This window comes from Kitasatospora sp. NPDC002965, from assembly GCF_040611255.1.
Classification (GTDB): domain Bacteria; phylum Actinomycetota; class Actinomycetes; order Streptomycetales; family Streptomycetaceae; genus Kitasatospora.
This window is the reverse complement of the sequence record NZ_JBEXNT010000014.1, coordinates 1-22,684: the sequence shown is the minus strand read 5'-3', so window position 1 is coordinate 22,684 and position 22,684 is coordinate 1. Positions and strand designations below refer to the sequence as shown.

Below are 22,684 nucleotides of genomic sequence, written 5' to 3'. Positions count from 1 at the left end.
CGCGCCCGGACCGCCGCTCCCCGCGCCCGACCGATCCTCCGATCCCCGCTCCTCTGATCCCCGAGGGATACCGTCCATGACCCAGAACCTGGCCGACACCTCCCGGCCCGCCGCCGACGCCACCGCTCACGAGGCCGGTGCCGGCGCGGACAGAGGCTGGTGGCGGGACGCGGTCATCTACCAGGTGTACCCGCGCAGCTTCGCCGACTCCAACGGAGACGGCATGGGCGACCTGCCCGGCATCCGCAGCCGCCTGCCCTACCTGCGCGACCTCGGCGTGGACGCCGTCTGGCTCTCGCCGTTCTACGCCTCCCCGCAGGCCGACGCCGGCTACGACGTCGCCGACTACCGCGCGGTGGACCCGATGTTCGGCACCCTGATGGACGCCGACGCGCTGATCCGCGACGCGCACCGGCTGGGCCTGCGGATCATCGTCGACCTCGTCCCCAACCACTCCTCCGACCAGCACGAGTGGTTCAAGCGCGCGCTGCGCGAGGGCCCCGCCTCCCCGCTGCGCGACCGCTACCACTTCCGCCCCGGCAAGGGCGCGAACGGCGAACTGCCGCCCAACGACTGGGAGTCCATCTTCGGCGGCCCGGCCTGGACCCGGACCGAGAACCCGGACGGCACCCCCGGCGACTGGTACCTGCACCTGTTCGCCCCGGAGCAGCCCGACTTCAACTGGGAGAACCGGGCCGTCGCCGACGAGTTCCGCTCCATCCTCCGGTTCTGGCTGGACATGGGTGTCGACGGCTTCCGCATCGACGTCGCCCACGGCCTGGTGAAGGCCCCCGGCCTGCCCGACCTCGGCGGCTCCGACCAGCTCAGGCTGCTCGGCAACGACGTCATGCCGTTCTTCGACCAGGACGGCGTGCACGAGATCTACCGCAGCTGGCGGAAGATCCTCGACGAGTACCCGGGGCAGCGGATCGGCGTCGCCGAGGCGTGGACCCCGACCGTCGAGCGCACCGCCAACTACGTCCGCCCCGACGAACTGCACCAGGCCTTCAACTTCCAGTACCTGGGCACCTCCTGGGACGCCGCCGAGCTGCGCGCGGTGATCGACCTCTCGCTCGACTCGATGTGCCCGGTCGACGCCCCCACCACCTGGGTGCTCTCCAACCACGACGTCACCCGGCACGCCACCCGGTTCGCCAACCCGCCCGGCCTCGGCACCCAGATCCGCACCGCCGGCGACCGCGCGCTCGGCCTGCGCCGGGCCCGCGCCGCCACCCTGCTGATGCTCGCGCTCCCCGGCTCCGCCTACGTCTACCAGGGCGAGGAGCTCGGCCTGCCGGACGTCACCGACCTGCCCGACGAGGTCCGTCAGGACCCGTCGTTCTTCCGCAAGGCCGGCCAGGACGGCTACCGCGACGGCTGCCGCGTCCCGATCCCGTGGTCCGGCACCGAGGCCCCGTACGGCTTCGGCCCGACCGCCGGCGGCCCCAGCTGGCTGCCGCAGCCCGCCGAGTGGGCCGGGCTCAGCGTCGAGGCGCAGACCGGCGACCCGACCTCCACCCTGGAGCTGTACCGCTCCGCACTGGCCGTCCGCCGGGCCCGGGCCGAGCTCGGCGCCGGCACGGGGGTCGAGTGGCTGGAGAGCCCGGAGGGCACCCTGGCGTTCCGCCGCGGCGCGTTCGTCTGCACGGTGAACACGACCGCCGGCCCGGTCCGGATACCGGTGCCCGGCCGGCTCCTGCTGAGCTCCGCCGGCGCCGACCCGCTGATCGACGGCGGCGAGACGGTGCTCGCACCGGACAGCACCGACTGGTGGGCGGTCTGACGTGGTTGCAATAGGCTCTGGGACCGTGACTACGGCGCGACTCTCAGACATCGCGGCGCAGGCGGGGGTCAGCGAGGCCACCGTCTCCCGCGTGCTCAACGGCAAGGCGAACGTCTCGGCCGCCACCAGGCAGACCGTGCTGGCGGCACTCGACGTGCTCGGGTACGAGCGGCCCACCCGGCTGCGCCAGCGCAGCGCGGGCCTGATCGGGCTGATCACCCCGGAGCTGAGCAACCCGATCTTCCCCGCGCTGGCCCAGGTGATCGAGCAGGTGCTGAGCCGGCACGGCTACACGCCGGTGCTCTGCACCCAGACGCCGGGCGGCTCCACCGAGGACGAACTGGTGGAGATGCTGGTCGACCGGGGCGTGGCGGGCATCGTCTTCGTCTCCGGCCTGCACGCGGACACCACCGCCGACCATGACCGGTACGCCCGGCTGGCCGGCCGCGGGGTGCCGTTCGTGCTGATCAACGGGTACAGCGAGAAGATCGACGCGCCGTTCATCTCGCCGGACGACCGGGCCGCGATGTGGATGGCCGTCCAGCACTTGGCCGAACTCGGCCACGAGCGGATCGGGCTGGCCGTCGGGCAGCGCCGGTACGTGCCCGTGCTGCGGAAGATCGAGGGGTTCACCGCCGCCCTGTGCGAGGTGCTCGGGCGCACCCGGGAGGAGGCCGAGGGCCTCGTCCACCACACCCTGTTCAGCGTGGAGGGCGGCCACGCGGCGGCCGGCGCGCTGCTCGACAAGGGCTGCACGGCGATCGTCTGCGGCAGCGACATGATGGCGCTCGGCGCGATACGGGCCGTCCGGCAGCGGGGCCTGACGGTGCCGCAGGACGTCTCGGTGGTCGGGTTCGACGATTCGCCGCTGATAGCGTTCACCGAGCCGCCGCTGACCACCATCCGCCAGCCGGTGGAGGCGATGGCCACCGCCGCGGTGGACGCCCTGCTGGAGGAGGTCGGCGGAAACGCCGCCCAGCGCGGGGAGTTCATGTTCCAGCCCGAGCTGGTGATGCGCGGCTCGACCGGCGCCGGCGCGCGCTGACGGATCGGACGAACGGCCGGGGTCCGGGAGCAGGCCGCTCCCGGACCCCGGCCGTTCGTCGTGCGGGTCAGCCCTCCTGGACGGCCGGGCGGTCCGGGGTGACCCGGTGGCCGTCGGCGGCGTCGCCGGTCCGGGTCTCGGTGCGCCGCCCCCGGTCCAGGTAGTCGCGGAGGATCAGTTCGACGGCGTCCTGCGGGCTCTTCGTGCCGGACAGCATCATCGCGTCGATCGCGAGGTTGGCGTCGAGCGTGACGGTGACCTGGGCCATGGTGACTCCTCCTCGGGGACAGAGCAGCAGCATGCCTGGTGCGGCCGGATTTGACCATGACCTTCCGGGGCGGGGCGTGCGGGGTCCCGGGGGCGGTCCGGCGCGGGACGCACCGGGGCCCCCGGGGAGGGAGCGACCTGGCTCCTCCCCGGGGGCCCCGGGCTTTCGCGGGTCAGACCCGGCCGTGGGTCAGACCCGGCCGGCGAAGTCCGGGGCCCAGTTGGCCACGGTCTGGGTCCGCACGCCCGAGCTCGGGTTGGCGGCCTCGACGTACTTGCCGTCACCGATGTAGAGCGCGACGTGGTAGACGCCGGAGTCCTTGCCGTTGTTGGACCAGAACAGCAGGTCGCCCGGCTTGAGGGCGTCGAGCGAGACGTGCGTGGACGCGGCGGCCTGGTCGGCGGCGACGCGCGGGACGGTGATGCCCGCGGCGCGCAGCGCGGCCTGGGTGAGGCCGGAGCAGTCCCAGCCGCCGTTGCCGGTGCCGCCGTAGACGTAGGCCTGGCCGACCTTCGACTGGGCGAAGGAGACGGCGGCGGCCATGCTGCCGGTGGCGGCCTGGGCCGGGGCCGGGGTCTCGGCCTGGGCGGCGGGCTTGGCGGCCGGCTTGGTGGCCGGGGCGGGGGTCTGGGCGGCCGGCTCGGTGGTGGCGGTGCCGGTCCCCGCGTCCTTGGCCCGGTTGAACCAGTCGAAGCCCTTGCCGGACTCCTCCGAGGCCTGGTTGCCCTTGGCCCGGTCGCCGAAGGTCAGGTGCTGGCCCGGGTAGATGCTGTGCGGGCCCTCGGTCAGGGTGGCGCGGTTGAGCTCGTAGAGCCGCTCCCAGCCGCCCTGGACGTCGTTCTTGTCGGCGATGGAGGAGAGCCAGTCGCCGACGGCCACGGTGTAGTCGTCGGACTGCTTCCGGTCGCCCTGCTGACCGCCCTGCTGGCCGGTCTGCTGGCGCCACTGGCGCCCGTCCTGGCCGCCGTCGCCCTGGCGGGCGGCGTCGGTGGCGGCGGGAGCCTGTGCCTGCGGCTGGGCGGCCTTGGGCGCGGCGGGCTGCGTGGCCTTCGGCTGGGCGGCGGGCTTGGCGGCCGGGGCCGGGGTCTGGACGGCCGGCTTGGCGGCGGCCGTGGAGGTGTCGACGGCGGCCGGGGTGCCGCCCTTGGTCAGGCCGGCCTTGACCGAGCAGACCGGCCAGGCACCGGGGCCCTGCACGGCGAGCACCTTCTCGGCGATCGCTATCTGCTGGTCCTTGGTGGCGAGGTCGGCGCGCGCGGCGAACGAGGTGCCGCCGAACTCGGTCCAGGTGGAGCTGGTGAACTGGAGTCCGCCGTAGAAGCCGTTGCCGGTGTTGATGCTCCAGTTGCCGGTGCTCTCGCACTGGGCGACCTTGTCCCAGGTGGCGACGGAGGCGGCCGAGGCGGTGCCGGTGGTGAGGCAGGGGATGGTGAGGCCGATGCCCGCGACGCCGAGGGTGGCGATGGCGCGACGGGTGCGGCTGGACAGGCGGGTGCCGTTGGTGGGCAGCATGAAGACGCGGTCCTCTCCCACGCCTGCGAGGTGAGCTGTCGGATTCGGGCTGGAGTTGCCCGGCCGCGCTGTGGACGCGGCTTCACCCCTAGCCCTGGTCGGTCCGGGGACCGGCCTGGGCGAACTACCTGTGGTTCCCCCGCTCCTGCCGTGGTGCTTCGTACTTCCAGCGCACCCGACGGCAGGACTCGGCGTTGCAGGGGAGCTGGGTCCGTGTGGCCACGAACGGGGAGCACGTTAAGCAGAGCCGCGTTCAAACCGCAAACATGTGTGAGGCACGTCACTGTTTGCGAAATCCATGGTGGGCGGCTGTCCTTCATGATCAGAAATGACCGATTTCATGCAACGCCCGTCGCGGTCAACGCAACTGCCTATGCTTCAGAGCGTCAGCAGGACGCCGGCGCCGCCGCAGCCGCCCGTGGGGAGGGCTACGCACCGATGGCCATGGACGAGGACCCGGACCCCGCCCGGCCGACCGGCCGGGCGCGCGGAGCGCATCGCAGGCCAAAGCATCGCAGAGCGGACATCCCACCCGAACCGCCCCTAACTCCCTTAAGTCGCCGCACTTTACTGCGCTGGCTCGCCGTCGGCACCGCCTTCGCGGCGGTCAGTGGCGAGGAGGTGCTGCGGCGCTCGCTGAGCGGCCCGACCGAACCGGTCGCCGCCGTCGCCGGATCGTCCACGGCCGTCGGCGCGGACCGGACGGGAGCCGGAGGCCACGGTGGGGCGTCCCCCGAGGCCGCTCCGGTCGGCGCCGCGCCCGAACAGCCGGCCCCCGCGCCCACCGTCGACCAGAGCGGTCGCCGCTGGTCCGACCCGGCCGGCTGGGGCGGTGCCGTGCCCGGCCCGAGAAGCACCGTGCGGATCACCGACCGGGTGCTGCTCGACACCGACGCCGCCGTCGGCACGCTGCTGGTGGAGCCGACCGGCGCCCTCACCTTCGCCGCCGACCGCACCCTCACCCTCGCCGCCACCGGGAACGTCGAGATCCGCGGCGCCCTCGCCCTCGCCCCCGACGGCACCCACACCCACACCCTGCGCTTCCCCGCCGTCGACGAGAGGCGCTTCCAGGGGGACGGCATGAAGGTCGTCGACACCGACGTGGGCCTCTGGGTCACCGGCGCCGGCTACCTGCGGCTCGACGGCGCCGCCAAGACCGCGTGGGTCCGCGCCGACCGCGAGTTGAAGGCCGGCGGCACCGAGCTGGCCCTGTCCGCCCCGCCCGCCGGCTGGCTCCCCGGCGACGAACTGGCCGTCACCCCGACCGGCCCGCCCGACCAGGAGGGCTTCGCCGCCCACTACGACCTCGTCACCGTGCGGTCCGTCAGCGGAGCCACCGTCACCCTGGAGTCGCCGCTGAAGCACGCCCACCCCCTGGTCGCCGCCGGAGGGGGCGTCACCGTCGGCGCCGAGGTGCTCAACCTGACCCGCACCGTCCGGGTCGAGGGCACCGCCGAGGGCCGCGCCCACGTCCACCTCACCAGCTCCCGGCGCGCCGACGTCCGGCACGCCGCGCTGCGCTGGGTCGGCCCGCGCGCCGACACCAAGGAGACCTGGAGGGGGCAGGACGGCACCGCCCCGGTCACCGCGGCCGTCCTCGGCCGGTACGGGCTCCACTTCCACCAGCTCGGCGACGCCACCCGCGGGACCGTCGTCGAGGGCGTGGTCGTCCGCGACGCCGGCAGCCACGCGTACGTGCCGCACGCCAGTCACGGCATCACCTTCCGCAGCTGCATCAGCCACGAGACCTGGGAGGACGCGTACTGGTGGGACGGGCCGCTGGACACCCGCACCCCGCAGCGCCCCTCCGACGACATCGTCTACGAGTCCTGCGTCGCCTCCCGCACCCTGCTCGAACCCAACCCCCGCGCCTACCGGCTGACCGGCTTCAACCTCGGCGCGGGCACCGGCGGCAAGGCGGTGGACTGCGTGGCCGTCGGCGTCCAGGGCGCCGACGGGGCCTCCGGTTTCGAGTGGCCGGAGAACAGCGAGGGCGTCTGGACCTTCGAGCGCTGCCTGGCCCACAACAACCTGCGGGACGGCATCTTCGTCTGGCTCAACGCCCGTCAGCACCACGTGGTCACCGAGTTCGCCGCCTACCACAACGGCGGCTGGGGCATCGAGCACGGCGCCTACCTCAACGACTTCGACTACACCGCGAGCGTGCTGTACGGCAACGCGGGCGGGGGAGTGGCGCTGCACTCGCTCGGCCGGGACCAGGGCACCGTGTTCGACGGACTGCTCGTCGACGCGGCCGGGCAGAGCGACTTCGCCGTCTCCACCGCCCGGCACGAACTCGCCGGACAGGCCGTCACCTTCAGCCGGAGCCGGTTCACCGGCTACCGGCGGGCCGGCGTGGCCTTCCGGGCCACCTCGGACGGGCAGCCGGACGACGTGCTGCTGCTGGACTGCGAGTTCGGCGGCAACGAGCTCTGGCTGGACCCGGAGGCCGTGCGGCCGAAGAACATCCTGTTGCGCCGGGCCGGGCAGACCGAGGTGCTCAAGGTCCGCAAGCCGGACGAGGAGGGCGCCGCGCAGCCGCAGTGGAACGCCGCCGCCGCGCCGGTGGCCACCTTCGCGGCGCAGTCCCGGCCGGTGCGGCTGCCCGCCCTGAAACTGAAGGACGCGGCCTCGCCCACCAGTCGGGTCGGCCGCTGAGGCCGCCCCGGCGACCGCGGCGGCGGTGCGGGGTCCCGGTCCGGCCGGAGGGCGGGGGGCCGGACCGTTCCGGCCGGTGCGAGCAGCCGAAGGGGCCCGGAACGGATGCGTTCCGGGCCCCTTCGGACGGGCTCGCGCTACTGGGCGGCGTGCCGTCCGCCGGAGGGCTCCGCGGCGACGTCCCCGGCCTCCGCGGCCTGCGCCTCGAAGTCGACGGCCGGCAGCGTGGCCAGGTAGGTGGAGGCGATCAGCTGGCCCACCGTCGGGTACGCGCCCAGCGGGGCGGCCGACGGGCAGCCGGACTCCTCGGCTGCCGTGGCGAGCAGCTCGGAGTCCGCCTCCGGGCCGATCACCAGGGGGGCCAGCGCCGGGTTCTGCGAGCCCATCTCCCGGAGGTGGGCGACGGCCGCGGCCACCGAGCCGGGCAGGTCGAGCGCGGCGGGGACGACGGGCACGGCCAGCCGGGCGGCCAGCAGCATGCCGGTGATCCCGGCGGCGTCGGCGGCGGCCTGCCCACCGACGGTGGTGAGCACCACGCCGTCGGCGGCGGTCGCGATGGCGAAGAGCCGGGCCCGGTCGGCGCGGGCCAGACCGGCCTCGGAGAGGCGCACGTGCACGGCCTCGGCCAGCAGCGGATGCGGGCCCAGCACGTCGGTGACGGGGGCGCCGTACTCGGCGGCGAGGGCGTACAGGTCGGTCAGGAAGTCGTGCGGGCCGGGCACGAGGGGCACGACGACCGGCGTGGGCAGGCCGGCCTCGGCCGCCTCGTCCAGCAGTTCGGCGACGGTGCGCTCGGCGCCGACCTCGGCGCCGTGGGCCGGAAGGTAACCGGCTGCCGTCTGCACGCCGTTCTGCTCGCTGCGGACGATGGACAGCAGCTCCTCGACCACGGACCGGGATTCCGGTCCGGCGGCCGCGGGCACGGCGAGCAGCAGGACCGGCGAACCGGTCGGGATTTCGGGGCGCTCGGGACGGCGGTGGCGCCCCCGCGCACGGGAGCCTGGGGTTCGGACGGGCAGTGGCGCGCCCGGGATGGCTGCGGTGCTCATGGCGGAGATCGTAGGACATTCCCCCGCCGTGCTCGCAGTCGGCTGCCGTACGAGGAGGGGCGGCCCGTCCGAAAACCGGACATAACCGGCCCGAACCCGGTTTCTCTCCCGGTATCCGCTCAGATGCGAGAGGAGGAGCTCCGCGTTGCAGGAGGGGTGCGTGAGATGTCTCACAGGGCGGGCATCGTCTGACGGAGGGTCACAGTGGGGTCACAGCGGTGCGACCCCGGGCTCCCGAAGATCAACATTCAGCGGGTGGTCGCCTACGGGCCGTCATCGACATCCGGCCGATTCGGTCGACTATGTCCATTTACGTACCGTCAGGTGCGCGGCTCGTGAAGAGTTCCGGTTCGGTGTCGAAAAGCCCGTGCACCTGCAACGTCCCGTGCTGATGCACGTGCACTGGAGCTATCATCACGTCAAGTGAGGCGTTGTGCCGGGCCGGTACGGGGCCGGTCGAGCCGTTCGGCTGAGAGCCGGGGCGCCGAGCTGGACGACCCACTCCGGAGCTCTTCGGGAGATTTCTATGCACGACACGTTCGACACGTACAACGGGATGGCCGCTGCGGACCTCAAGGGCGTGGTCTGGCAGAAGAGCCTGCACAGCAACTCTCAGGGCAACTGCGTCGAGTTCGCCGCCCTCCCGGGGGGCGATGTGGCGATGCGCAACTCCCGCTTCCCGGACGGTCCGGCGCTCATCTACACCCGGGCCGAGATCGAGGCCCTGCTCCTGGGGGCCAAGGACGGGGAGTTCGACCACCTGGCGGTCTGACCGGCCGCCGGCTCCACCATCGGGGGGCCGTCGTGGGTGCTGACACCACGACGGCCTTTGTCTTACCGGCTCCGCCGCCCTGCGAGCCGTCGTGCCACGAGCTGCCGTTCCGCCGGCCCGGCCGCCGTTCGCGGGCCCTCGCCCGCCGGCCGCCGTTCCGCCCGCCAGGGTCACCCGCCGTCGCCGCCGTGCCGAGCCGCCGCACGCGGATCGGAGGGGCGCACCGCCGCAAGGGTGGCCGGTACCCGCTGCCCGAGGGTCACCGATCGCCGTTGCCGTGGTGTGTCGCGCTGGTGTGTGGTCTCCCGCCGGGCGGTGTGGTGCTCCCGGGGGGTCCTGTCACGGGTCGTGCGCCGGGCTAGGCCGAGCGCCGGTGCCGTCCGCTCATCTCGGGGGCCGGGATCGACCGTTGTTCCGGTTCCGCCTCGAACAGCGCCCAGACGACCTTGCCGCCGCCGAGCGGATGCCAGCCCCAGGAGTGGCTGAACGAGTCGACCAGGTGGAGGCCGCGGCCCGACTCCGCCACGAAGTCGGCCTCCCGCGCCACCGGGCCGATGTTGCTGGGGTCGCTCACCGCGCAGACCACCTGCGGGGAACGGTGCACCAGGCTTATTCGGATCGGCAGCCTCCCCTCGGCTGCGCACTGCATGGGAAAGTCGTAGTCGTCCGCCGCACCGGGGCGCGCGCCGATCGCGTGCCGCAGGGCGTTGGTCACCAGCTCCGAGGCCACCAGCGCGACGTCGTCGAAGAGCTCGCCCAGGCCCCAGCGGTGCAGGGCGGTTCTGGCGAAGTCGCGCGCGGTTCTGACGGCTTCATATCGAGGAGCGAGCGTACAGGTGACCACATGGGGGTCGACTGCCAAAGCCGTTCCGGTGCTCATGAAGAGCTCCTCCCATAAGGGGGCGGACACGGCTGGACCCGCCGGGGTCATGCCGGTCACCTCCGACTCGCTCGGCCGCACGGCCGCCCACTCGACCAGGCGCGCGCGCACAAGGGCCCGGAGGCGCGGGGGCGCTGCCGGGCCTGTGCACGGAGTCGCGCGTGGGGTCGACGCGGAGCCCGCGGGATTGCCAGGGATGTGCAGGTGCACGTGCACCATCGTCCTCTGCGCTCACTGCAGATGCAAGAGTCGATTCACGTGCAGTCGTTCAAATGGCATATGCAAGCGCCGGATGCACGTGCATCCTGGTGTGCGGAGTACAGAACTGATAGGAACATCCGTCAGTATCGGCACCGTGAGCGCTCAACTGATGGCAGACTGTGCGCTGTTTGCCCTAGGTGGAGGTTAGGACCACATGACCACAGTTCAGCCGGGCGGCGGCTCGATGGTCCGCCGGATCCTCCTCGGCTCCCAGCTGCGCCGCCTCCGGGAGGGGCGCGGCATCACCCGCGAGGACGCGGGCTACGCGATCCGTGCGTCCGAGTCCAAGATCAGCCGCATGGAACTCGGCCGGGTCAGCTTCAAGGAACGCGATGTCGCGGACCTGCTCAGCCTCTACGGAGTGGACGACGGCCTGGAGCGCGAGGCGCTGCTCGGGCTGGTCCGCGAGGCCAACAAGTCGGGCTGGTGGCACAGCTTCAACGACGTCCTGCCGGGTTGGTTCCAGACCTACGTCGGTCTGGAGGAGGCCGCCGCACTGATCCGCACCTACGAGGTCCAGTTCGTCCCCGGCCTGCTCCAGTCCGAGGAGTACGCACGGGCGGTTTTCGGCCAGAGTCGGCCGGTGATCAGCGAGGAGGAGGTCGAGCGCAGGGTCAGCCTGCGGATGCGCCGCCAGAAGCTGCTCACCGAGGGCGAGAGCCCCCGCCTCTGGGCGGTCATCGACGAGGCGGCGCTGCGCCGTCCGGTCGGTGGGCCGAAGGTGATGCGCGGCCAGGTCCAGTACCTGATCGACGCGGCCGAGCAGGCCAACGTCGTGATCCAGGTCATGCCGTTCCGCTTCGGTGCGCACGCCGGTGAGTCCGGTGCGTTCACCATCCTGCGCTTCCCCGAGCAGGACCTGGCGGACGTCGTGTACCTGGAGCAGCTGACCAGTGCGCTGTACCTCGACAAGCGCGACGACGTCGACGCCTACATCCAGGTGATGGAGAGGCTCTGCGTGGACAGCCTCACGCCCGAGCGCACCATCGACCTGCTGGCCTCGATCCTGAAGGAGCGCTGAGCGCCGGACGTCCCCGTCCGCCGCGCGCCGCTCCACCGGACGGCCGCCGGCCCCGCGGTCTCAGCCGCGGGCCGGCGGCCTTTCGCGTTCCGGCGGGAGCGGCTGCGGCGGGCGGCCGAGGTGCCAGGGCAGGTCGTAGCGGCTGAAGAGGTCGGCGCGGATCGGCGCCAGCGGCACCTCCGCGCCCGGGAGCAGGACGCCTATGCAGCCGCCCATCAGGGCGCTGCGCAGCACCGCGTGCTCCGCGACGGGGTCGGGCGCACCCCAGTCGCGCAGCAGTTCCTGGAGGATCGAGCCGAGCCGTTGCTGCTCGGGGTCCTGGACGAAGGCGCCGGTGTCCGGGTCGAGGATCAGCGCCAGGTGCGAGCGCATCACCCGCGGGTGGTCCATGGCCAGGCCGAGCACCGCGTCGATCGCCCGGGCCAGCCGGGCCTCCGGTGTCGCGTCGGGCGCGAGCTCGCCGAGCGCGGTGGAGAGCTCCTGGTGCATCATCCGGTGGGTCGCCGACTGCATGAGCAGCCGTTTGCCGTCGAAGTAGTACGAGAGCAGTCCGCGGGCCAGTCCGGCCCGTTCGGCGATGTCGGTCAGCGTGGTCCCGGCGTATCCGTGCCGGTCGACCAGTTCGACGGTGGCCCGCATGATGCGTCGCCGGGAACGCTGACGCATCTCCTCATTGACCGAATCCCCGCGAGGTGCCATCGTTTCTGCTCCGTACGTTCGTTGGCTGTCGGCCAATATACTGGCGCGGCCGGCGACCGGACCGTGGCCCCCGGGCCTTGGGCCGGGCGGCGGCGTTCGGTTCGTACGGAGGCGCCGGCTCTACCAACACGGGGGTTTGGTGGAGCCGGCGCCCGCCCGGGGACTCCGTCCCGGGCCTGGTGGAACTCGTACCGCTGTTCAGCTCTTGGTCAGAACCTCGCCGCTCCGGTCGACCAGGTCGACTGACGGATAATCATAGTCCGGCACGGAGAAACGAGTTGCCTTCGTCCGCCGGTCGAGAACGGCGCCCGCGACGGCGATCACGAAGCCGACCACCGCGATCCCGGTGATGAAGAGCAGGGCGGGCCGGTAGCCGTCCAGCTGGGCCTGCGCGCCGGTGCCGCCGCCGCTGCCGGCGGTGATGATGGCCGTGGCGCCGGCCAGGACGACCGCGGTGCCGACCTGGATCGCGGTGTTCACCAGGCCGGAGGCCAGTCCCTGCTCATCGTCGGCGACGCCGTCGGTGGCGGCGATGTTCACCGAGGGGAAGGCCAGCGCGAAGCCGACGCCGAGCAGGATGATCGACGGCAGCACCAGCACCGGGTACGAGCTGTGCTCGTCGAGCCGGAGGAAGAGCGCGAACGCGCCGACCAGGGCGAGCAGGCCGATCGGCAGCAGCCGGCCGGTCCCGAAGCGGTCCACCACGGGACCCATGAACGGTGCCGACAGGGCGATCATCGCGCCGGCGGGCAGCAGTCCGAGCGCCATCTCCAGGGCCGACCAGTCGAGCAACTCCTGGAGGTAGAGCGTGACCACGAACTGGAAGCCGCCGTACGCGCCGGTCATCGCGAACGCGATCACGTTGGCGCGGGCGACCGAGCCGTTGCGGAAGATCCCGAGCCGGACCAGCGGGTGCGCGGTGCGGCTCTCGACGAACAGGAAGGCGGAGCCGAGCAGCGCCACGACGGCGAACGAGCCCAGGGTGCGCAGGCTGAGCCAGCCGGCGCCCTGCGCCTCGGTCACGGTGAAGACCAGCAGCAGCACGGTGGCGGTGCCGGTGATCGCGCCGAGCACGTCGTACCGGCCGGTGGCCTTCTCCCCGGCGGCCGGGCGGGGGAGCAGCCGGACGGCGAAGACCAGGGCGAGCAGGGCGATCGGGACGGGCATCAGGAAGGTCCAGCGCCAGCCGACCGAGGTGAGCACTCCGCTGAGGACCAGGCCGAGCGAGAAGCCGCTGGCCCCGCAGGTGGTGTAGATCGACAGTGCCCGGTTGCGGGCCGGGCCCTCCGGGAACGTGGTGGTGATGATCGACAGGCCGGCCGGCGCGGTGAAGGCGGCGGCGACGCCCTTGATGAAGCGGGCGGCGATCAGCAGGCCGCCGTCGTCGACCAGGCCGCCGAGCAGGGAGGCGGCGGCGAAGACGGCGAGTGCGACGAGGAAGACCCGGCGGCGGCCGAGCAGGTCGGCGGTCCGGCCGCCGAGCAGCAGGAGCCCGCCGTAGCCGAGTACGTAGCCGGAGACCACCCACTGGAGGGTGGAGGTGGAGAGGTGGAGTTCGGAGCCGATGGAGGGGAGCGCGATGCCCACCATCGAGATGTCCAGGGCGTCCAGGAACAGCGCGGCGCAGAGCACGATCAGCGTGCCCCAGAGGCGGGGGCTCCAGCGCGGAGCCCCCTGTGATGAATCGTCAGACGTCGTGACGGTCGCGGTGGTCATGGGCAAGAGAGTACATGCACGTGCATTCAATGCAAGTGAATAAGATGTTAACGCATAAGTTGCTTCCGCATGTGATACCGTGGCGGCGTGGCTGAACTCGACCCCCACGATTCCCACGACTCCCCGGCGGAGGCCGGTCTGGTCGTCCAGTGGCGCGACCTGCTGGCCCGGCAGGCCCAGACCGCCTGCCTCCTCGACCGTGAACTCGGCGAGAAGCACGGCCTGGGCATGAGCGAGTTCGAGGTGCTGGAACGCCTCGTCGAGGGGTGTGACGGCAGTGGCGGGCACGGGCTGCGGATCCAGGAGCTGGCCGACACCGTGCACCTCAGCCAGAGCGCGCTCTCGCGGCTGATCGGCAGGCTGGAGAAGGCCGGGCTGGTCACCCGCGCGATGTGCACCAGTGACCGGCGCGGCATCCAGGTCGCGCTCACCGAGGCCGGCCGTCGGCGCCACACGGAGGCCCGTCCCCTGCACCGCGAGGTGCTCTCCCTCACGCTCGCCGACGAACCGGTGCGCGCCTGCGGGACGACCCTGGACTGACGGGGCCGGAGGCCGGCGCTACAGCAGGGACGCGAGGCCCGGTGCGGCGGCCGTCAGCACGACCGCCACCGGTGCGGCCAGGGCGGCCAGGGTCAGCTGCAGGCGGTGCGACACGGAGAGCCGGGGGCGCCCGGCCAGCAGCCGGTCCACCCGCTTCGGCGACTGGGCCATCCCGGGCGGGCAGGAACCGAACACCCCGCTCCCCAGGTTGAGTTCGGCCAGTGCCAGGGCGGTGGTGTGCCGGCCGTGCCGCCGCGCGGCCCGGTCGTCCGCCGCCAGCTCCACCAGCTCGCCCACCTGATTCCGGAAGGCGCTGAAGACGCCGACCCCGGGGAAGCCCGAGGCGAGCGCCTGCGCGCCCTGCGCCAGCCAGTGGTGCCGGGCCCGGACGTGCCCGCGCTCATGGCTCAGCACCGCCTCCAACTCCCGGTGGGTCAGCTGCCGGAGCGCCCCCGTGGTGACCACCAGCCGGGAGTTGTGCCCGGGCAGCGACCAGGCCCCGGGCCGGACGTCCTCCAGCACCACCAGCCGCTCCCGGCGCTGCCGTGCGTCGTCGATGGATCCCGGCAACTCAGGTGACAGCGTGGCCAGTTCGGCATGCCGGTGAGCGCGCAGCGCCTTCGCCGAACGGACCTCACGGGTCAGCGCGAACAGCGTCTGCAACCCGCCCGCGGCCAGCACCGCCGCGCAGAGCCGGCCCCAGCCCTCGGCGTTGTGCAGTCCGTACGCCGCCTCCACGCCGTGCGGTGCGCCCGTGAACAGCAGCGACCGCAGGTCGGGGAGCGCGGCCGAGGCGGCCAGCAGCAGGCTCAGCGCACAGCACAGCAGTACGGCCACCACCAGGCACTGCCAGACCAGCAGCGCCAGCACGGGTTCGCGGTCCACCCAGCGGGCCCGGGTCAGCCGCCGGGGAGCGGCGGTGGCGAGCAGCAGTCCGAGCAGCAGCAGGCCGAGCAGGGCCGTCATGGCATGGGCTCCCCGGGGACGCACGGAGCGCGACAACGCGCTTCCCGTCCAACCTAAGCGCTGCCGGCGCGGCGTGGTACGACTTTCGGCCACCCAGTGACCAACGCCACGGCTGTTCGGTGGCCGTGCCGCGAGGACGGTGCCGCGCCGCGCCGGTCGTCCGGTGCCGCGCCGCGACGGCGGGCGCGGGCGCCGGTGTCACATGGTCAGGAGCATGGCGAACATGCCGATGCCCATCGACAGCCGCCAGGCCCGGGGCAGCGTCGCCGAGGCCGCCGGCAGCCCGCCGGGCCCGCCTCCGGCACCGCTGAGCAGCCGGCTGCCCGACCAGAGCGCGTACCCGCCGAAGTAGAGCAGCAGGGCGCCGGTCAGTGCCGGCGATCCGGCCGCGGACGGGTGGTGGCCCGCGTGCCCGGCGGCGGGCGCGGTGGCCATCACGAGTGCCATGTAGGTCATCGCCAGCGCGCCGACCGCGTGGTGCAGCCGGTGCGCCCGCCGCTCCGGGCGGTACGCGGCGGCCAGCAGCAGGGCGACCGCGGGCGGGCCGAACAGCCAGGCCCAGGCGACGCCCGGTACGGCCGTCCCGGTCACGGCCATGGCGGCCATGCCGAAGCCCATCAGGGCCTCGGAGGCATCCGACTCGTACGCGTGCAGCCGGTGTGCGCGGGTCGCCCCGGTCGCCCCGGTCGCCCCGGTGCTTCTCGGGCCGGGCGTCCTCGGTGCGGTTCCGGCTCCGGCCGCTCCCGGGGGCGGCGCGGGGGGAGTACGGCGCAGGCGGGTGAGGCAGTAGCCGCCGGAGGCCGCGGCGAGGGCGGCCAACAACCAGCTGACGAGGGCTGATCCGTGCAACGGCGGCCTCCCGGGCGGTGACGGGCGGGGGTACCGTCCACGATCACGGCCCGGGGCCGCGTGCAGCAGGGCGCGTGCGGGGGCGCATGGTGGTGCCCGGCGGAGTGGGCCCACCAGCGGGCGCCGGACTGCCGCACAGGTCCGGCTACCCGGAGAGCCGCCCGGAGGCGATGACCCGGCTCAGGAACCGCCGGGTCCGCTCCTGCTGCGGCGCCCCGAACACCCGCTCCGGCGGGCCCTGTTCGAGTACCACTCCGGCGTCCAGGAAGCAGACCTGGTCGGCGACCTCGCGGGCGAACCCCATCTCGTGCGTCGCGACCAGCATCGTCATGCCCCGCTCCTTGAGGTCGCGCACCACCGAGAGCACCTCGCCGACCAGCTCCGGGTCGAGCGCCGCGGTGATCTCGTCGAGCAGCAGCAGCCGCGGGCCGGTGGCGAGCGCCCGCACGATGGCCACCCGCTGCTGCTGGCCGCCGGAGAGCCGGTCGGGGTACTCCCGCGCCTTCGCCGCCAGGCCCAGCCGGTCGAGCAGCTCGTGCGCCCGCGCCTCGGCCTCGGCCCGGGCCAGACCGTGCACCCGGCGCGGGGCGAGCGTCACGTTCTCCAGCACGGTCATGTGCGGGAAGAGGTTGTAGGCCTGGAACACGACGCCGATCCGTCGTCGCACGGCGTCCTCGTCGGCACGCGGGTCGGTGATCTCCGCGCCGTCCAGGAAGACGGCGCCGTCGTCGATCCGCTCCAGCAGGTTGACGCACCGCAGGAGCGTCGACTTGCCGGAGCCGGAGGCACCGATCAGCGCCGTCACCGAGTGCTCGGGGACGGCGAGGTCCACGTCGCGCAGGACCGCCTGGCCGTTGAAGCTCTTGCGCACCGACTCCAGGCGCAGCACGGGCTTCGCCGGCCCGCCCGACGGCGCGGCCCCGCCCGACGGCCTCGGCACTCCCGGTCGTACGGCGGACGTGCCCGGCGGGCGGCCTGTCGCGTCGTCGGACGGTCGGCCGGTCACACCGCACCTCCCTGCTGGCGTCGGCGGTTCATCCGGGTGGTGAGCCAGCCGGTGAACCGGGTGAGCGGGATGGTCAGCACCACGAAGACGAGTGCCGCCACCAGGTACGGGGTGGAGTTGAACGACCGGCCGTTGATGATCTTCGCCGCGTACACCGCGTCGATCACCCCGCCGATCGAGACCAGTCCGGTGTCCTTCTGCAGGCTGACCAGGTTGTTGAGGAGCGGCGGCACCACCCGGCGGACCGCCTGCGGCAGCACCACGTACCGCATCGCCTGCGCGTTGGAGAGGCCCAGCGACCGGGCGGCGGCCCGCTGGCTCGGGTGCACCGACTCGATGCCGGCCCGGAACACCTCGGACACGTACGCCGCGTACGTGAGCACCAGCGCGGCGCCGCCCAGCCACAGCGGGTCGGTGGTCACACCGGTCAGTCGCAGCGCCGGCACCCCGGTGATCATCACCAGCAGGCAGATGATCATCGGCAGGCCGAGGAAGAAGTCGACGTAGGCGGTGGCGAGCAGCCGCACCGGCAGGAAGACCGGCCCGCTCAGGGTCCGCAGCACCGCGAGCAGCAGGCCGAAGAAGAGGATCAGCACCCCGCAGACGGCCATCAGTTCCAGGTTGATCCGCAGTCCCTTGAGCACCTCGGGCAGTGCCTGCCGGGCGTACTCGGCACTGAGGAAGGACCGCCGCACGGCCGGCCAGCCGGGCGAGCCGACCACCAGCAGGACCAGCGCCACCGCCGTCACCAGCGTCGAGCCGGCCGCGATCAGCGCCGAGCGGCGGGCCCGCCGGCGCCGGTACGCCTCGTGGGCGAGCCGTCGCGCCGACGGCCGGTAGCCGTCGTCGGCCGCGCCCGGGCCCGCCGGCTCACCCGGGCCGGCCGGCGTCCCCGGGTCGGCGGACCCCCCGGAGAGCCCCTTCACGGTGTCGCTCACTGGAGGACGGGGGCCGAGACGGCGTCCGAGAGCCACTGCTTCTCCAGCTTCGCCAGCGTCCCGTCGGCCCGCAGCGCGTCCACCGCGCCGGAGACGCAGCCGGTCAGCTTCGAGCCCTTGTCCAGCACCAGGCCGAACTGCTCGCCCTTCGCGGAGCCCGCCAGCTGGCCGACCACCTGGGCGTCCGTCACCTCGGCCCCGGTGATGTAGAACGCCGTCGGGAGGTCGACCACCAGGGCCTCGACCTGACCGTTCCTCAACGCGGCCTTCGCCAAGTCGTTGGAGTCGAAGACGGCCGGCCGGGTGGTCGGCCTGATGGAGTCGGTGACCGCGTCCAGGCTGGTGGTGCCGACCTGTGCGCCCAGCTTGGCGCCCCTGAGATCGGCGAGGCTCCGCGCCGAGGCGGCCTTGGAACTCTTCAGCGCGATCACGGCCTGGCGCACGTCGTAGTAGCCGGAGGAGAAGTCCACCGCCTGCCGGCGCTCGGCACTGATCGACACCTGGTTGATGTCGAAGTCGAAGTTCTTCGGACCGGGCGCGGTCGCCGTGCCGAACGGAGCGACCACCCACGTCACCTTCTCCTTGGGGTAGCCGAGCTTCTCCGCCACCGCGTGGGCGACCGCGGACTCGAAGCCCTTGCCGTTCGCCGGCGCGTCCTCGGCGAACCACGGCTCGTACGCGGGCTTGTCGGTGCCGATGGTCAGCGTCCCCGCCGCCCGGGTGGGCAACGCGCCCGGCGCGCAGCCGCCGGCCGTGCTCGCGGCCGTGGGGTTCCCGTCGGACGCGGTGTCCTGCGGGGCACAGGCGGCCAGCACGGCACCGGCGAGCAGGAGGGCGGCGAGCGGCTTTCGGGGGAGGGGCATGGCGGGGCTCCCGGGAGGAAGGGGACGGACCGGTCGGGTGGGGAACCTCCCCCGGTGGCGACGCCGGAACACGCGCGGCATGGTCGGCTTACCGGGCTTCGTCCGCTCTGTCCCGGAAGATCCCGGCAGCTGTTCACACGGACGACATACGGTCTCCGGCCCCGGTTACCGCAGATCCGCCGCCAGGTGCCCCCTTGAACAGAAGAACCTTTCGTACTTATGGTGGTCTCGTTGAAAACCCTCCTGTCGAAGTGAGTCCCCGATGCAGAATCTTTCGCCAAGGCTCGCCGTGGCGGCCGACGCCCCGGTCGAGTCCCTCGCCGGCCACCCGGCCTGGCTGCGGCTCAAGGAAGCTGTCGAGGCCCTGCGCCCCCTGCAGTCCAAGGACGGCTCCATCGACCTGTCCGTCGTCGAGCGCCGGACGGTCGACCCGCTGGTCGCCACCGTCCGCACGGCTGTCGCGGAGCTTGCGCCGCTCTTCCCGCACGACGCCGCCTACCTGGCCGCCGTCGACGTGGACCTGGCCAAGTGGGCCGACACCGGCTACCGGGAGCCGGACTTCCTGGACTCGCTGCTCGCCTTCCAGCCCGCCGAACAGCGCGAGGACGGCCTGGAGCACCTGGTCGTCTTCCCGATGTACACCCAGAACGGCAACCCGAACCGCAACCTCGAAGCGGTCCTGCTGAACGTCGTCTGGCCCGACTGGCTGGCGGAGCTGGAGCGCACCCGCTTCGACAACCCGATGTTCGTGCCGATCACCTTCACCGACTTCACGGCCGGCTACGACACCAACTCCGCCGTCCTCTTCCCCGAGACCGTGGCCGTGCGCAAGGCGCCGGAACGTTTCACCTGGGGCGGCATCTTCTGCGACCGTGAGGCCGCCCGCTTCCGGGTCGTCTCCACCAACGCCGTCGAGCTGCTCGGCCTGGAGATCCCGGCCGACGCCGAGAGCCTGCTCCAGGACCAGGAGCGCTCGCAGCAGACCTTCGTGCTGTGGGACCTCATCCACGACCGCACCCACAGCCACGGCGACCTGCCGTTCGACCCCTTCATGATCAAGCAGCGCAGCCCGTTCTGGATGTACGGCCTGGAGGAGCTCCGCTGCGACCTCACCACCTTCAAGGAGGCGGTGAAGCTGGAGGCGGAGGGCAACGAGCACGCCCGCGACGTCCAGTACGCGATCCTCTTCGACCGCCTCTTCCGCTTCCCGGTCAGCGGCGACCGCGTCCGCAACTACGACGGCCTCGGCGGTCAGCTGCTCTTCGCGTACCTGCACAAGCACGACGCGCTGCGCTGGCGCGACAACCGCCTCAGCATCGACTGGGAGCGGGCCCCGCAGGTCACCAACGCGCTCTGCGCCGAGATCGAGACCCTCTACCGCGACGGCATCGACCGTCCCAAGCCGGCCCACTGGATCGCCGCCTACGAGCTGGTCTCCCGCTACCTCACCCCGCACCCCGCCTCCACCTGGGCGAAGGGCTCCGCGGCACTGCCGTTCGACATCACCGAGGGCAAGACCCTCAACAAGGCCCTGTGCGACGCTGTGCTCCCCGACGAGTTCCCGCTGAGCATGTTCTACGAGGCCCTCTCCAAGAAGCTCAGCGGCGTCATCGCCTCGACCACCGGCATCACCGGTGCCGGCCTGCAGGGAGTTGCCGCGTGACCACCGCACCCAAGGGACCGCTCAGCGGCAAGGTGATCGCCGTCGCCGGCGCGAGCGGCCCGGCCGGCCAGGCCGTGCTGCGCCGCCTCACGGCGGACGGCGCCACCGTCATCGGCGCCGACATCGACGCCCAGCGGCTGGAGGCCGCCCTCGACACCGTGCGCGTCGCCGTGCGCGGAGCCAGGGTCAGCGGCCAGGTCATCGACCTCCTCGACCCGCAGGAGGTCCACGACTGGGCCGACCACCTGGAGGCCGAGCACGGCCACGTCGACGGCCTCCTCCACCTGGTCGGCGGCTGGCGCGGCAGCAAGACCTTCTTCGACACCCGGATCGACGACTGGGACTTCCTGCACGACACCGTCGTGCGGACCCTCCAGCACACCTCGCTGGCGTTCCAGCCCGCCCTGGTCCGCAGCGGTGGCCGCTACGCCATGATCTCGGCCGCCGCCGCCCACAAGCCCACCGCGGGCGGCGCCGCCTACGCCGCGGCGAAGGCCGCCACCGAGGCCTGGACGCTCGCCATGGCGGACTCCTTCGCGAAGGAGACCACCGCCGAGGACGGCAAGCCCACCGCCGCGGCTGCCATCCTGGTGATCAAGGCGCTGGTCAGTCCCGAGATGCGGGCCGAGAAGCCGGAGGCGAAGTTCGCCGGCTTCACCGACACCGCCGACCTCGCCACCACCCTGGCGGGCCTCTGGGACCGCCCCGCAGAAGAACTGAACGGACAGCACCTGTGGCTGACAGCCCGATGACCGACCCCACCCCGCAGACGGACGCCGTCCGGCGGCACGACCCCGCCGTCCGCGGCTTCGCCAGCGACAACTACGCCGGTGTGCACCCGGAGGTCCTCGCCGCGATAGCCCTCGCGAACGGCGGCCACCAGGTGGCCTACGGCGAGGACGACTACACCGCCCACCTCCAGGACGTCTTCCGCCGGCACTTCGGCGACAAGGCCGAGGCGCACCCCGTCTTCAACGGCACCGGCGCCAACGTCGTCGCCCTGCAGGCACTGCTCCCGCGCTGGGGTGCGGTCATCGCCGCCGAGTCGGCCCACATCAACGTGGACGAGGGCGGCGCCCCGGAGAAGATGGGCGGCATCAAGCTGCTCACCGTCCCCACGCCGGACGGCAAGCTCACCCCTGAGCTCATCGACCAGCAGGCCTGGGGCTTCGGCGACGAGCACCGCGCGCAGCCGCTCGCGGTCTCGATCACCCAGAGCACCGAGCTCGGCACCCTCTACACCGTGGAGGAGATCCGGGCGATCGTCGACCACGCGCACCAGCTCGGCATGCTGGTCCACGTGGACGGCTCCCGCCTGGCCAACGCCGCGGCCTCGCTCGGCGTCCCGCTGCGCGCCTTCACCACGGACGTGGGCGTCGACGTGCTCTCCTTCGGCGGGACGAAGAACGGCCTGCTGTTCGGTGAGTGCGTGGTCGTGCTCAACCCGGAGAAGGTCCGGAACATCAAGTTCCTCCGCAAGACCTCGATGCAGCTCGCCTCGAAGATGCGCTTCGTCTCGGTCCAGTTCGAGGCGCTGCTCGCGGGTGACCTCTATCTCCGCAACGCCGGCCACGCCAACGCCATGGCCGGCCGCCTTGAGGCCGCCGTCCGCGGGATCGAGGGCGTGACGGTCGTCCGCCCGGTCAGGGCGAACGCCGTTTTCGCGATCCTCCCCCGCGAGGTGAGCGAGCGGCTGCAGAAGCGTTACCGCTTCTACTTCTGGAACGAGCACACCGGCGAGGTCCGCTGGATGTGCTCGTTCGACACGACGGAGGCCGACATCGACGCCTTCGCGGCAGCCATCGCCGAGGAGATGGGCCGCATGTGACAGGCCTCTGACATTCGTCCGACCCGTGTCCTGCACGCGTCCGGCGCCTGCCGAAGGCCTGCTCGAACCGCGGATCGTCCCGTCCTGCCGCCGCAGGACGGGACGATTTGCATGTGGCGTGCCGATCGCCGTACAGTTCCGGAGTCGCCGCGAGAGAGCGGGGGCAAGCGGAAAGCAAAATCCGATGAATGAAACTCCGGAAAACGGAGCGGAAAACGTCTGATAGGCTGGAAACACGAAAGAACGAAGCGCCCGGAGGGCCGGTGTGAAAGCCGCCTGAAGGAAGTGTCCGTTCCTTGAGAACTCAACAGCGTGCCAAAAGTCAACGCCAGATATGTTGACATCCCCGGCCTCGGACTTGTTTCGG

At 72.5% G+C, this 22,684-nt stretch carries 20 protein-coding genes and 1 riboswitch; of the genes, 9 read left to right on the top strand and 11 right to left on the bottom strand.

Annotation, left to right across the window (positions count from 1 at the left end; genetic code table 11):
* Positions 1-76: 76 nt before the first annotated feature.
* Complete coding sequence (locus tag ABZY91_RS08735) at positions 77-1,783, top strand: glycoside hydrolase family 13 protein (protein ID WP_355400868.1); 1,707 nt, start codon at positions 77-79, stop codon at positions 1,781-1,783.
* A 25-nt stretch (positions 1,784-1,808) separates the two neighbouring features.
* Complete coding sequence (locus ABZY91_RS08730) at positions 1,809-2,828, top strand: LacI family DNA-binding transcriptional regulator (RefSeq protein ID WP_329880273.1); 1,020 nt, start codon at positions 1,809-1,811, stop codon at positions 2,826-2,828.
* A gap of 67 nt (positions 2,829-2,895) precedes the next feature.
* Here the strand turns inward: ABZY91_RS08730 and ABZY91_RS08725 are convergent, their stop codons facing one another.
* Positions 2,896-3,096 (bottom strand): hypothetical protein, encoded by a 201-nt coding sequence (locus ABZY91_RS08725; protein ID WP_329880272.1) that lies wholly within the window; start codon positions 3,094-3,096, stop codon positions 2,896-2,898.
* A 189-nt stretch (positions 3,097-3,285) separates the two neighbouring features.
* Positions 3,286-4,629, bottom strand: coding sequence for a transglycosylase family protein (locus tag ABZY91_RS08720; RefSeq protein ID WP_355400865.1), 1,344 nt, complete (start codon positions 4,627-4,629; stop codon positions 3,286-3,288).
* Positions 4,616-4,812, bottom strand: a riboswitch (cyclic di-AMP (ydaO/yuaA leader). It overlaps the preceding gene by 14 nt.
* A 234-nt stretch (positions 4,813-5,046) precedes the next feature.
* On the opposite strand from ABZY91_RS08720, the gene ABZY91_RS08715 reads away from it, so the two are divergent.
* Complete coding sequence (locus ABZY91_RS08715) at positions 5,047-7,266, top strand: hypothetical protein (RefSeq protein WP_355400863.1); 2,220 nt, start codon at positions 5,047-5,049, stop codon at positions 7,264-7,266.
* Positions 7,267-7,403: 137 nt separating this feature from the next.
* On the opposite strand, the gene ABZY91_RS08710 is transcribed toward ABZY91_RS08715, so the two are convergent.
* Positions 7,404-8,315 carry a hypothetical protein gene (locus ABZY91_RS08710; RefSeq protein WP_355400861.1) on the bottom strand — a complete coding sequence of 304 codons (912 nt, stop codon included), beginning with the start codon at positions 8,313-8,315 and terminating at the stop codon, positions 7,404-7,406.
* A 526-nt stretch (positions 8,316-8,841) separates the two neighbouring features.
* Between ABZY91_RS08710 and ABZY91_RS08705 the strand changes: the two genes are divergently transcribed.
* Positions 8,842-9,087: a DUF397 domain-containing protein gene (locus ABZY91_RS08705; protein ID WP_329880265.1), complete on the top strand. Its 246-nt coding sequence runs from the start codon at positions 8,842-8,844 to the stop codon at positions 9,085-9,087.
* Between the two features lie 358 nt (positions 9,088-9,445).
* Here the strand turns inward: ABZY91_RS08705 and ABZY91_RS08700 are convergent, their stop codons facing one another.
* The gene (locus ABZY91_RS08700; RefSeq protein WP_329880263.1) at positions 9,446-9,967 is read right to left on the bottom strand and encodes an ATP-binding protein; all 522 of its coding nucleotides are present in this window, start codon (positions 9,965-9,967) and stop codon (positions 9,446-9,448) included.
* A 415-nt stretch (positions 9,968-10,382) separates the two neighbouring features.
* Between ABZY91_RS08700 and ABZY91_RS08695 the strand changes: the two genes are divergently transcribed.
* Positions 10,383-11,249, top strand: a complete 867-nt coding sequence (locus tag ABZY91_RS08695; RefSeq protein WP_329880262.1) for a helix-turn-helix transcriptional regulator — start codon at positions 10,383-10,385, stop codon at positions 11,247-11,249.
* Between the two features lie 60 nt (positions 11,250-11,309).
* Here the strand turns inward: ABZY91_RS08695 and ABZY91_RS08690 are convergent, their stop codons facing one another.
* Complete coding sequence (locus tag ABZY91_RS08690) at positions 11,310-11,915, bottom strand: TetR family transcriptional regulator (protein ID WP_329948797.1); 606 nt, start codon at positions 11,913-11,915, stop codon at positions 11,310-11,312.
* Positions 11,916-12,146: 231 nt separating this feature from the next.
* Positions 12,147-13,664: an MFS transporter gene (locus tag ABZY91_RS08685; RefSeq protein WP_355400858.1), complete on the bottom strand. Its 1,518-nt coding sequence runs from the start codon at positions 13,662-13,664 to the stop codon at positions 12,147-12,149.
* A gap of 87 nt (positions 13,665-13,751) precedes the next feature.
* On the opposite strand from ABZY91_RS08685, the gene ABZY91_RS08680 reads away from it, so the two are divergent.
* Positions 13,752-14,204: a MarR family transcriptional regulator gene (locus ABZY91_RS08680; RefSeq protein ID WP_355400856.1), complete on the top strand. Its 453-nt coding sequence runs from the start codon at positions 13,752-13,754 to the stop codon at positions 14,202-14,204.
* An 18-nt stretch (positions 14,205-14,222) separates the two neighbouring features.
* On the opposite strand, the gene ABZY91_RS08675 is transcribed toward ABZY91_RS08680, so the two are convergent.
* The 5 genes from ABZY91_RS08675 to ABZY91_RS08655 all read right to left on the bottom strand — a co-directional run bounded on the left by ABZY91_RS08675 (position 14,223) and on the right by ABZY91_RS08655 (position 18,826).
* Positions 14,223-15,170, bottom strand: a complete 948-nt coding sequence (locus ABZY91_RS08675; protein ID WP_355400854.1) for a M56 family metallopeptidase — start codon at positions 15,168-15,170, stop codon at positions 14,223-14,225.
* Between the two features lie 198 nt (positions 15,171-15,368).
* Entirely contained in the window at positions 15,369-16,019 is a 651-nt protein-coding gene (locus tag ABZY91_RS08670) for a DUF5134 domain-containing protein (RefSeq protein ID WP_355400852.1), read from the bottom strand.
* Positions 16,020-16,164: 145 nt separating this feature from the next.
* Positions 16,165-16,959: an amino acid ABC transporter ATP-binding protein gene (locus tag ABZY91_RS08665; RefSeq protein WP_355400951.1), complete on the bottom strand. Its 795-nt coding sequence runs from the start codon at positions 16,957-16,959 to the stop codon at positions 16,165-16,167.
* 62 nt (positions 16,960-17,021) lie between these two features.
* Positions 17,022-17,963, bottom strand: coding sequence for an amino acid ABC transporter permease (locus ABZY91_RS08660; RefSeq protein WP_355400850.1), 942 nt, complete (start codon positions 17,961-17,963; stop codon positions 17,022-17,024).
* The gene (locus ABZY91_RS08655) at positions 17,960-18,826 is read right to left on the bottom strand and encodes an ABC transporter substrate-binding protein (RefSeq protein ID WP_355400849.1); all 867 of its coding nucleotides are present in this window, start codon (positions 18,824-18,826) and stop codon (positions 17,960-17,962) included. The genes ABZY91_RS08660 and ABZY91_RS08655 overlap by 4 nt, the downstream gene beginning before the upstream one ends.
* Before the next feature lie 262 nt (positions 18,827-19,088).
* Between ABZY91_RS08655 and ABZY91_RS08650 the strand changes: the two genes are divergently transcribed.
* Genes ABZY91_RS08650 through ABZY91_RS08640 form a run of 3 tightly spaced genes read left to right on the top strand, consistent with a single transcriptional unit; the run spans position 19,089 to position 22,317 of the window.
* On the top strand, positions 19,089-20,489 hold the full coding sequence (locus tag ABZY91_RS08650; RefSeq protein WP_355400847.1) for a DUF6421 family protein: 1,401 nt from the start codon (positions 19,089-19,091) through the stop codon (positions 20,487-20,489).
* On the top strand, positions 20,486-21,241 hold the full coding sequence (locus ABZY91_RS08645) for an SDR family NAD(P)-dependent oxidoreductase (RefSeq protein ID WP_355400845.1): 756 nt from the start codon (positions 20,486-20,488) through the stop codon (positions 21,239-21,241). The genes ABZY91_RS08650 and ABZY91_RS08645 overlap by 4 nt, the downstream gene beginning before the upstream one ends.
* Positions 21,238-22,317, top strand: a complete 1,080-nt coding sequence (locus tag ABZY91_RS08640; protein ID WP_355400950.1) for a low specificity L-threonine aldolase — start codon at positions 21,238-21,240, stop codon at positions 22,315-22,317. Before ABZY91_RS08645 ends, ABZY91_RS08640 begins: the two co-directional genes overlap by 4 nt.
* The last annotated feature ends 367 nt before the right edge of the window (positions 22,318-22,684 follow it).

What these genes read in the sequence shown, in the direction of transcription:
- ABZY91_RS08735 (WP_355400868.1), top strand. Translation starts at nt 77, where the DNA reads ATGACCCAGAACCTGGCCGACACCTCCCGGCCCGCCGCCGACGCCACC.
- ABZY91_RS08725 (WP_329880272.1), bottom strand. Translation starts at nt 3,096, where the DNA reads ATGGCCCAGGTCACCGTCACGCTCGACGCCAACCTCGCGATCGACGCG.
- ABZY91_RS08715 (WP_355400863.1), top strand. Translation starts at nt 5,047, where the DNA reads ATGGCCATGGACGAGGACCCGGACCCCGCCCGGCCGACCGGCCGGGCG.
- ABZY91_RS08710 (WP_355400861.1), bottom strand. Translation starts at nt 8,315, where the DNA reads ATGAGCACCGCAGCCATCCCGGGCGCGCCACTGCCCGTCCGAACCCCA.
- ABZY91_RS08705 (WP_329880265.1), top strand. Translation starts at nt 8,842, where the DNA reads ATGCACGACACGTTCGACACGTACAACGGGATGGCCGCTGCGGACCTC.
- ABZY91_RS08700 (WP_329880263.1), bottom strand. Translation starts at nt 9,967, where the DNA reads ATGAGCACCGGAACGGCTTTGGCAGTCGACCCCCATGTGGTCACCTGT.
- ABZY91_RS08695 (WP_329880262.1), top strand. Translation starts at nt 10,383, where the DNA reads ATGACCACAGTTCAGCCGGGCGGCGGCTCGATGGTCCGCCGGATCCTC.
- ABZY91_RS08690 (WP_329948797.1), bottom strand. Translation starts at nt 11,915, where the DNA reads ATGCGTCAGCGTTCCCGGCGACGCATCATGCGGGCCACCGTCGAACTG.
- ABZY91_RS08685 (WP_355400858.1), bottom strand. Translation starts at nt 13,664, where the DNA reads ATGACCACCGCGACCGTCACGACGTCTGACGATTCATCACAGGGGGCT.
- ABZY91_RS08675 (WP_355400854.1), bottom strand. Translation starts at nt 15,170, where the DNA reads ATGACGGCCCTGCTCGGCCTGCTGCTGCTCGGACTGCTGCTCGCCACC.
- ABZY91_RS08655 (WP_355400849.1), bottom strand. Translation starts at nt 18,826, where the DNA reads ATGCCCCTCCCCCGAAAGCCGCTCGCCGCCCTCCTGCTCGCCGGTGCC.
- ABZY91_RS08650 (WP_355400847.1), top strand. Translation starts at nt 19,089, where the DNA reads ATGCAGAATCTTTCGCCAAGGCTCGCCGTGGCGGCCGACGCCCCGGTC.
- ABZY91_RS08640 (WP_355400950.1), top strand. Translation starts at nt 21,238, where the DNA reads ATGACCGACCCCACCCCGCAGACGGACGCCGTCCGGCGGCACGACCCC.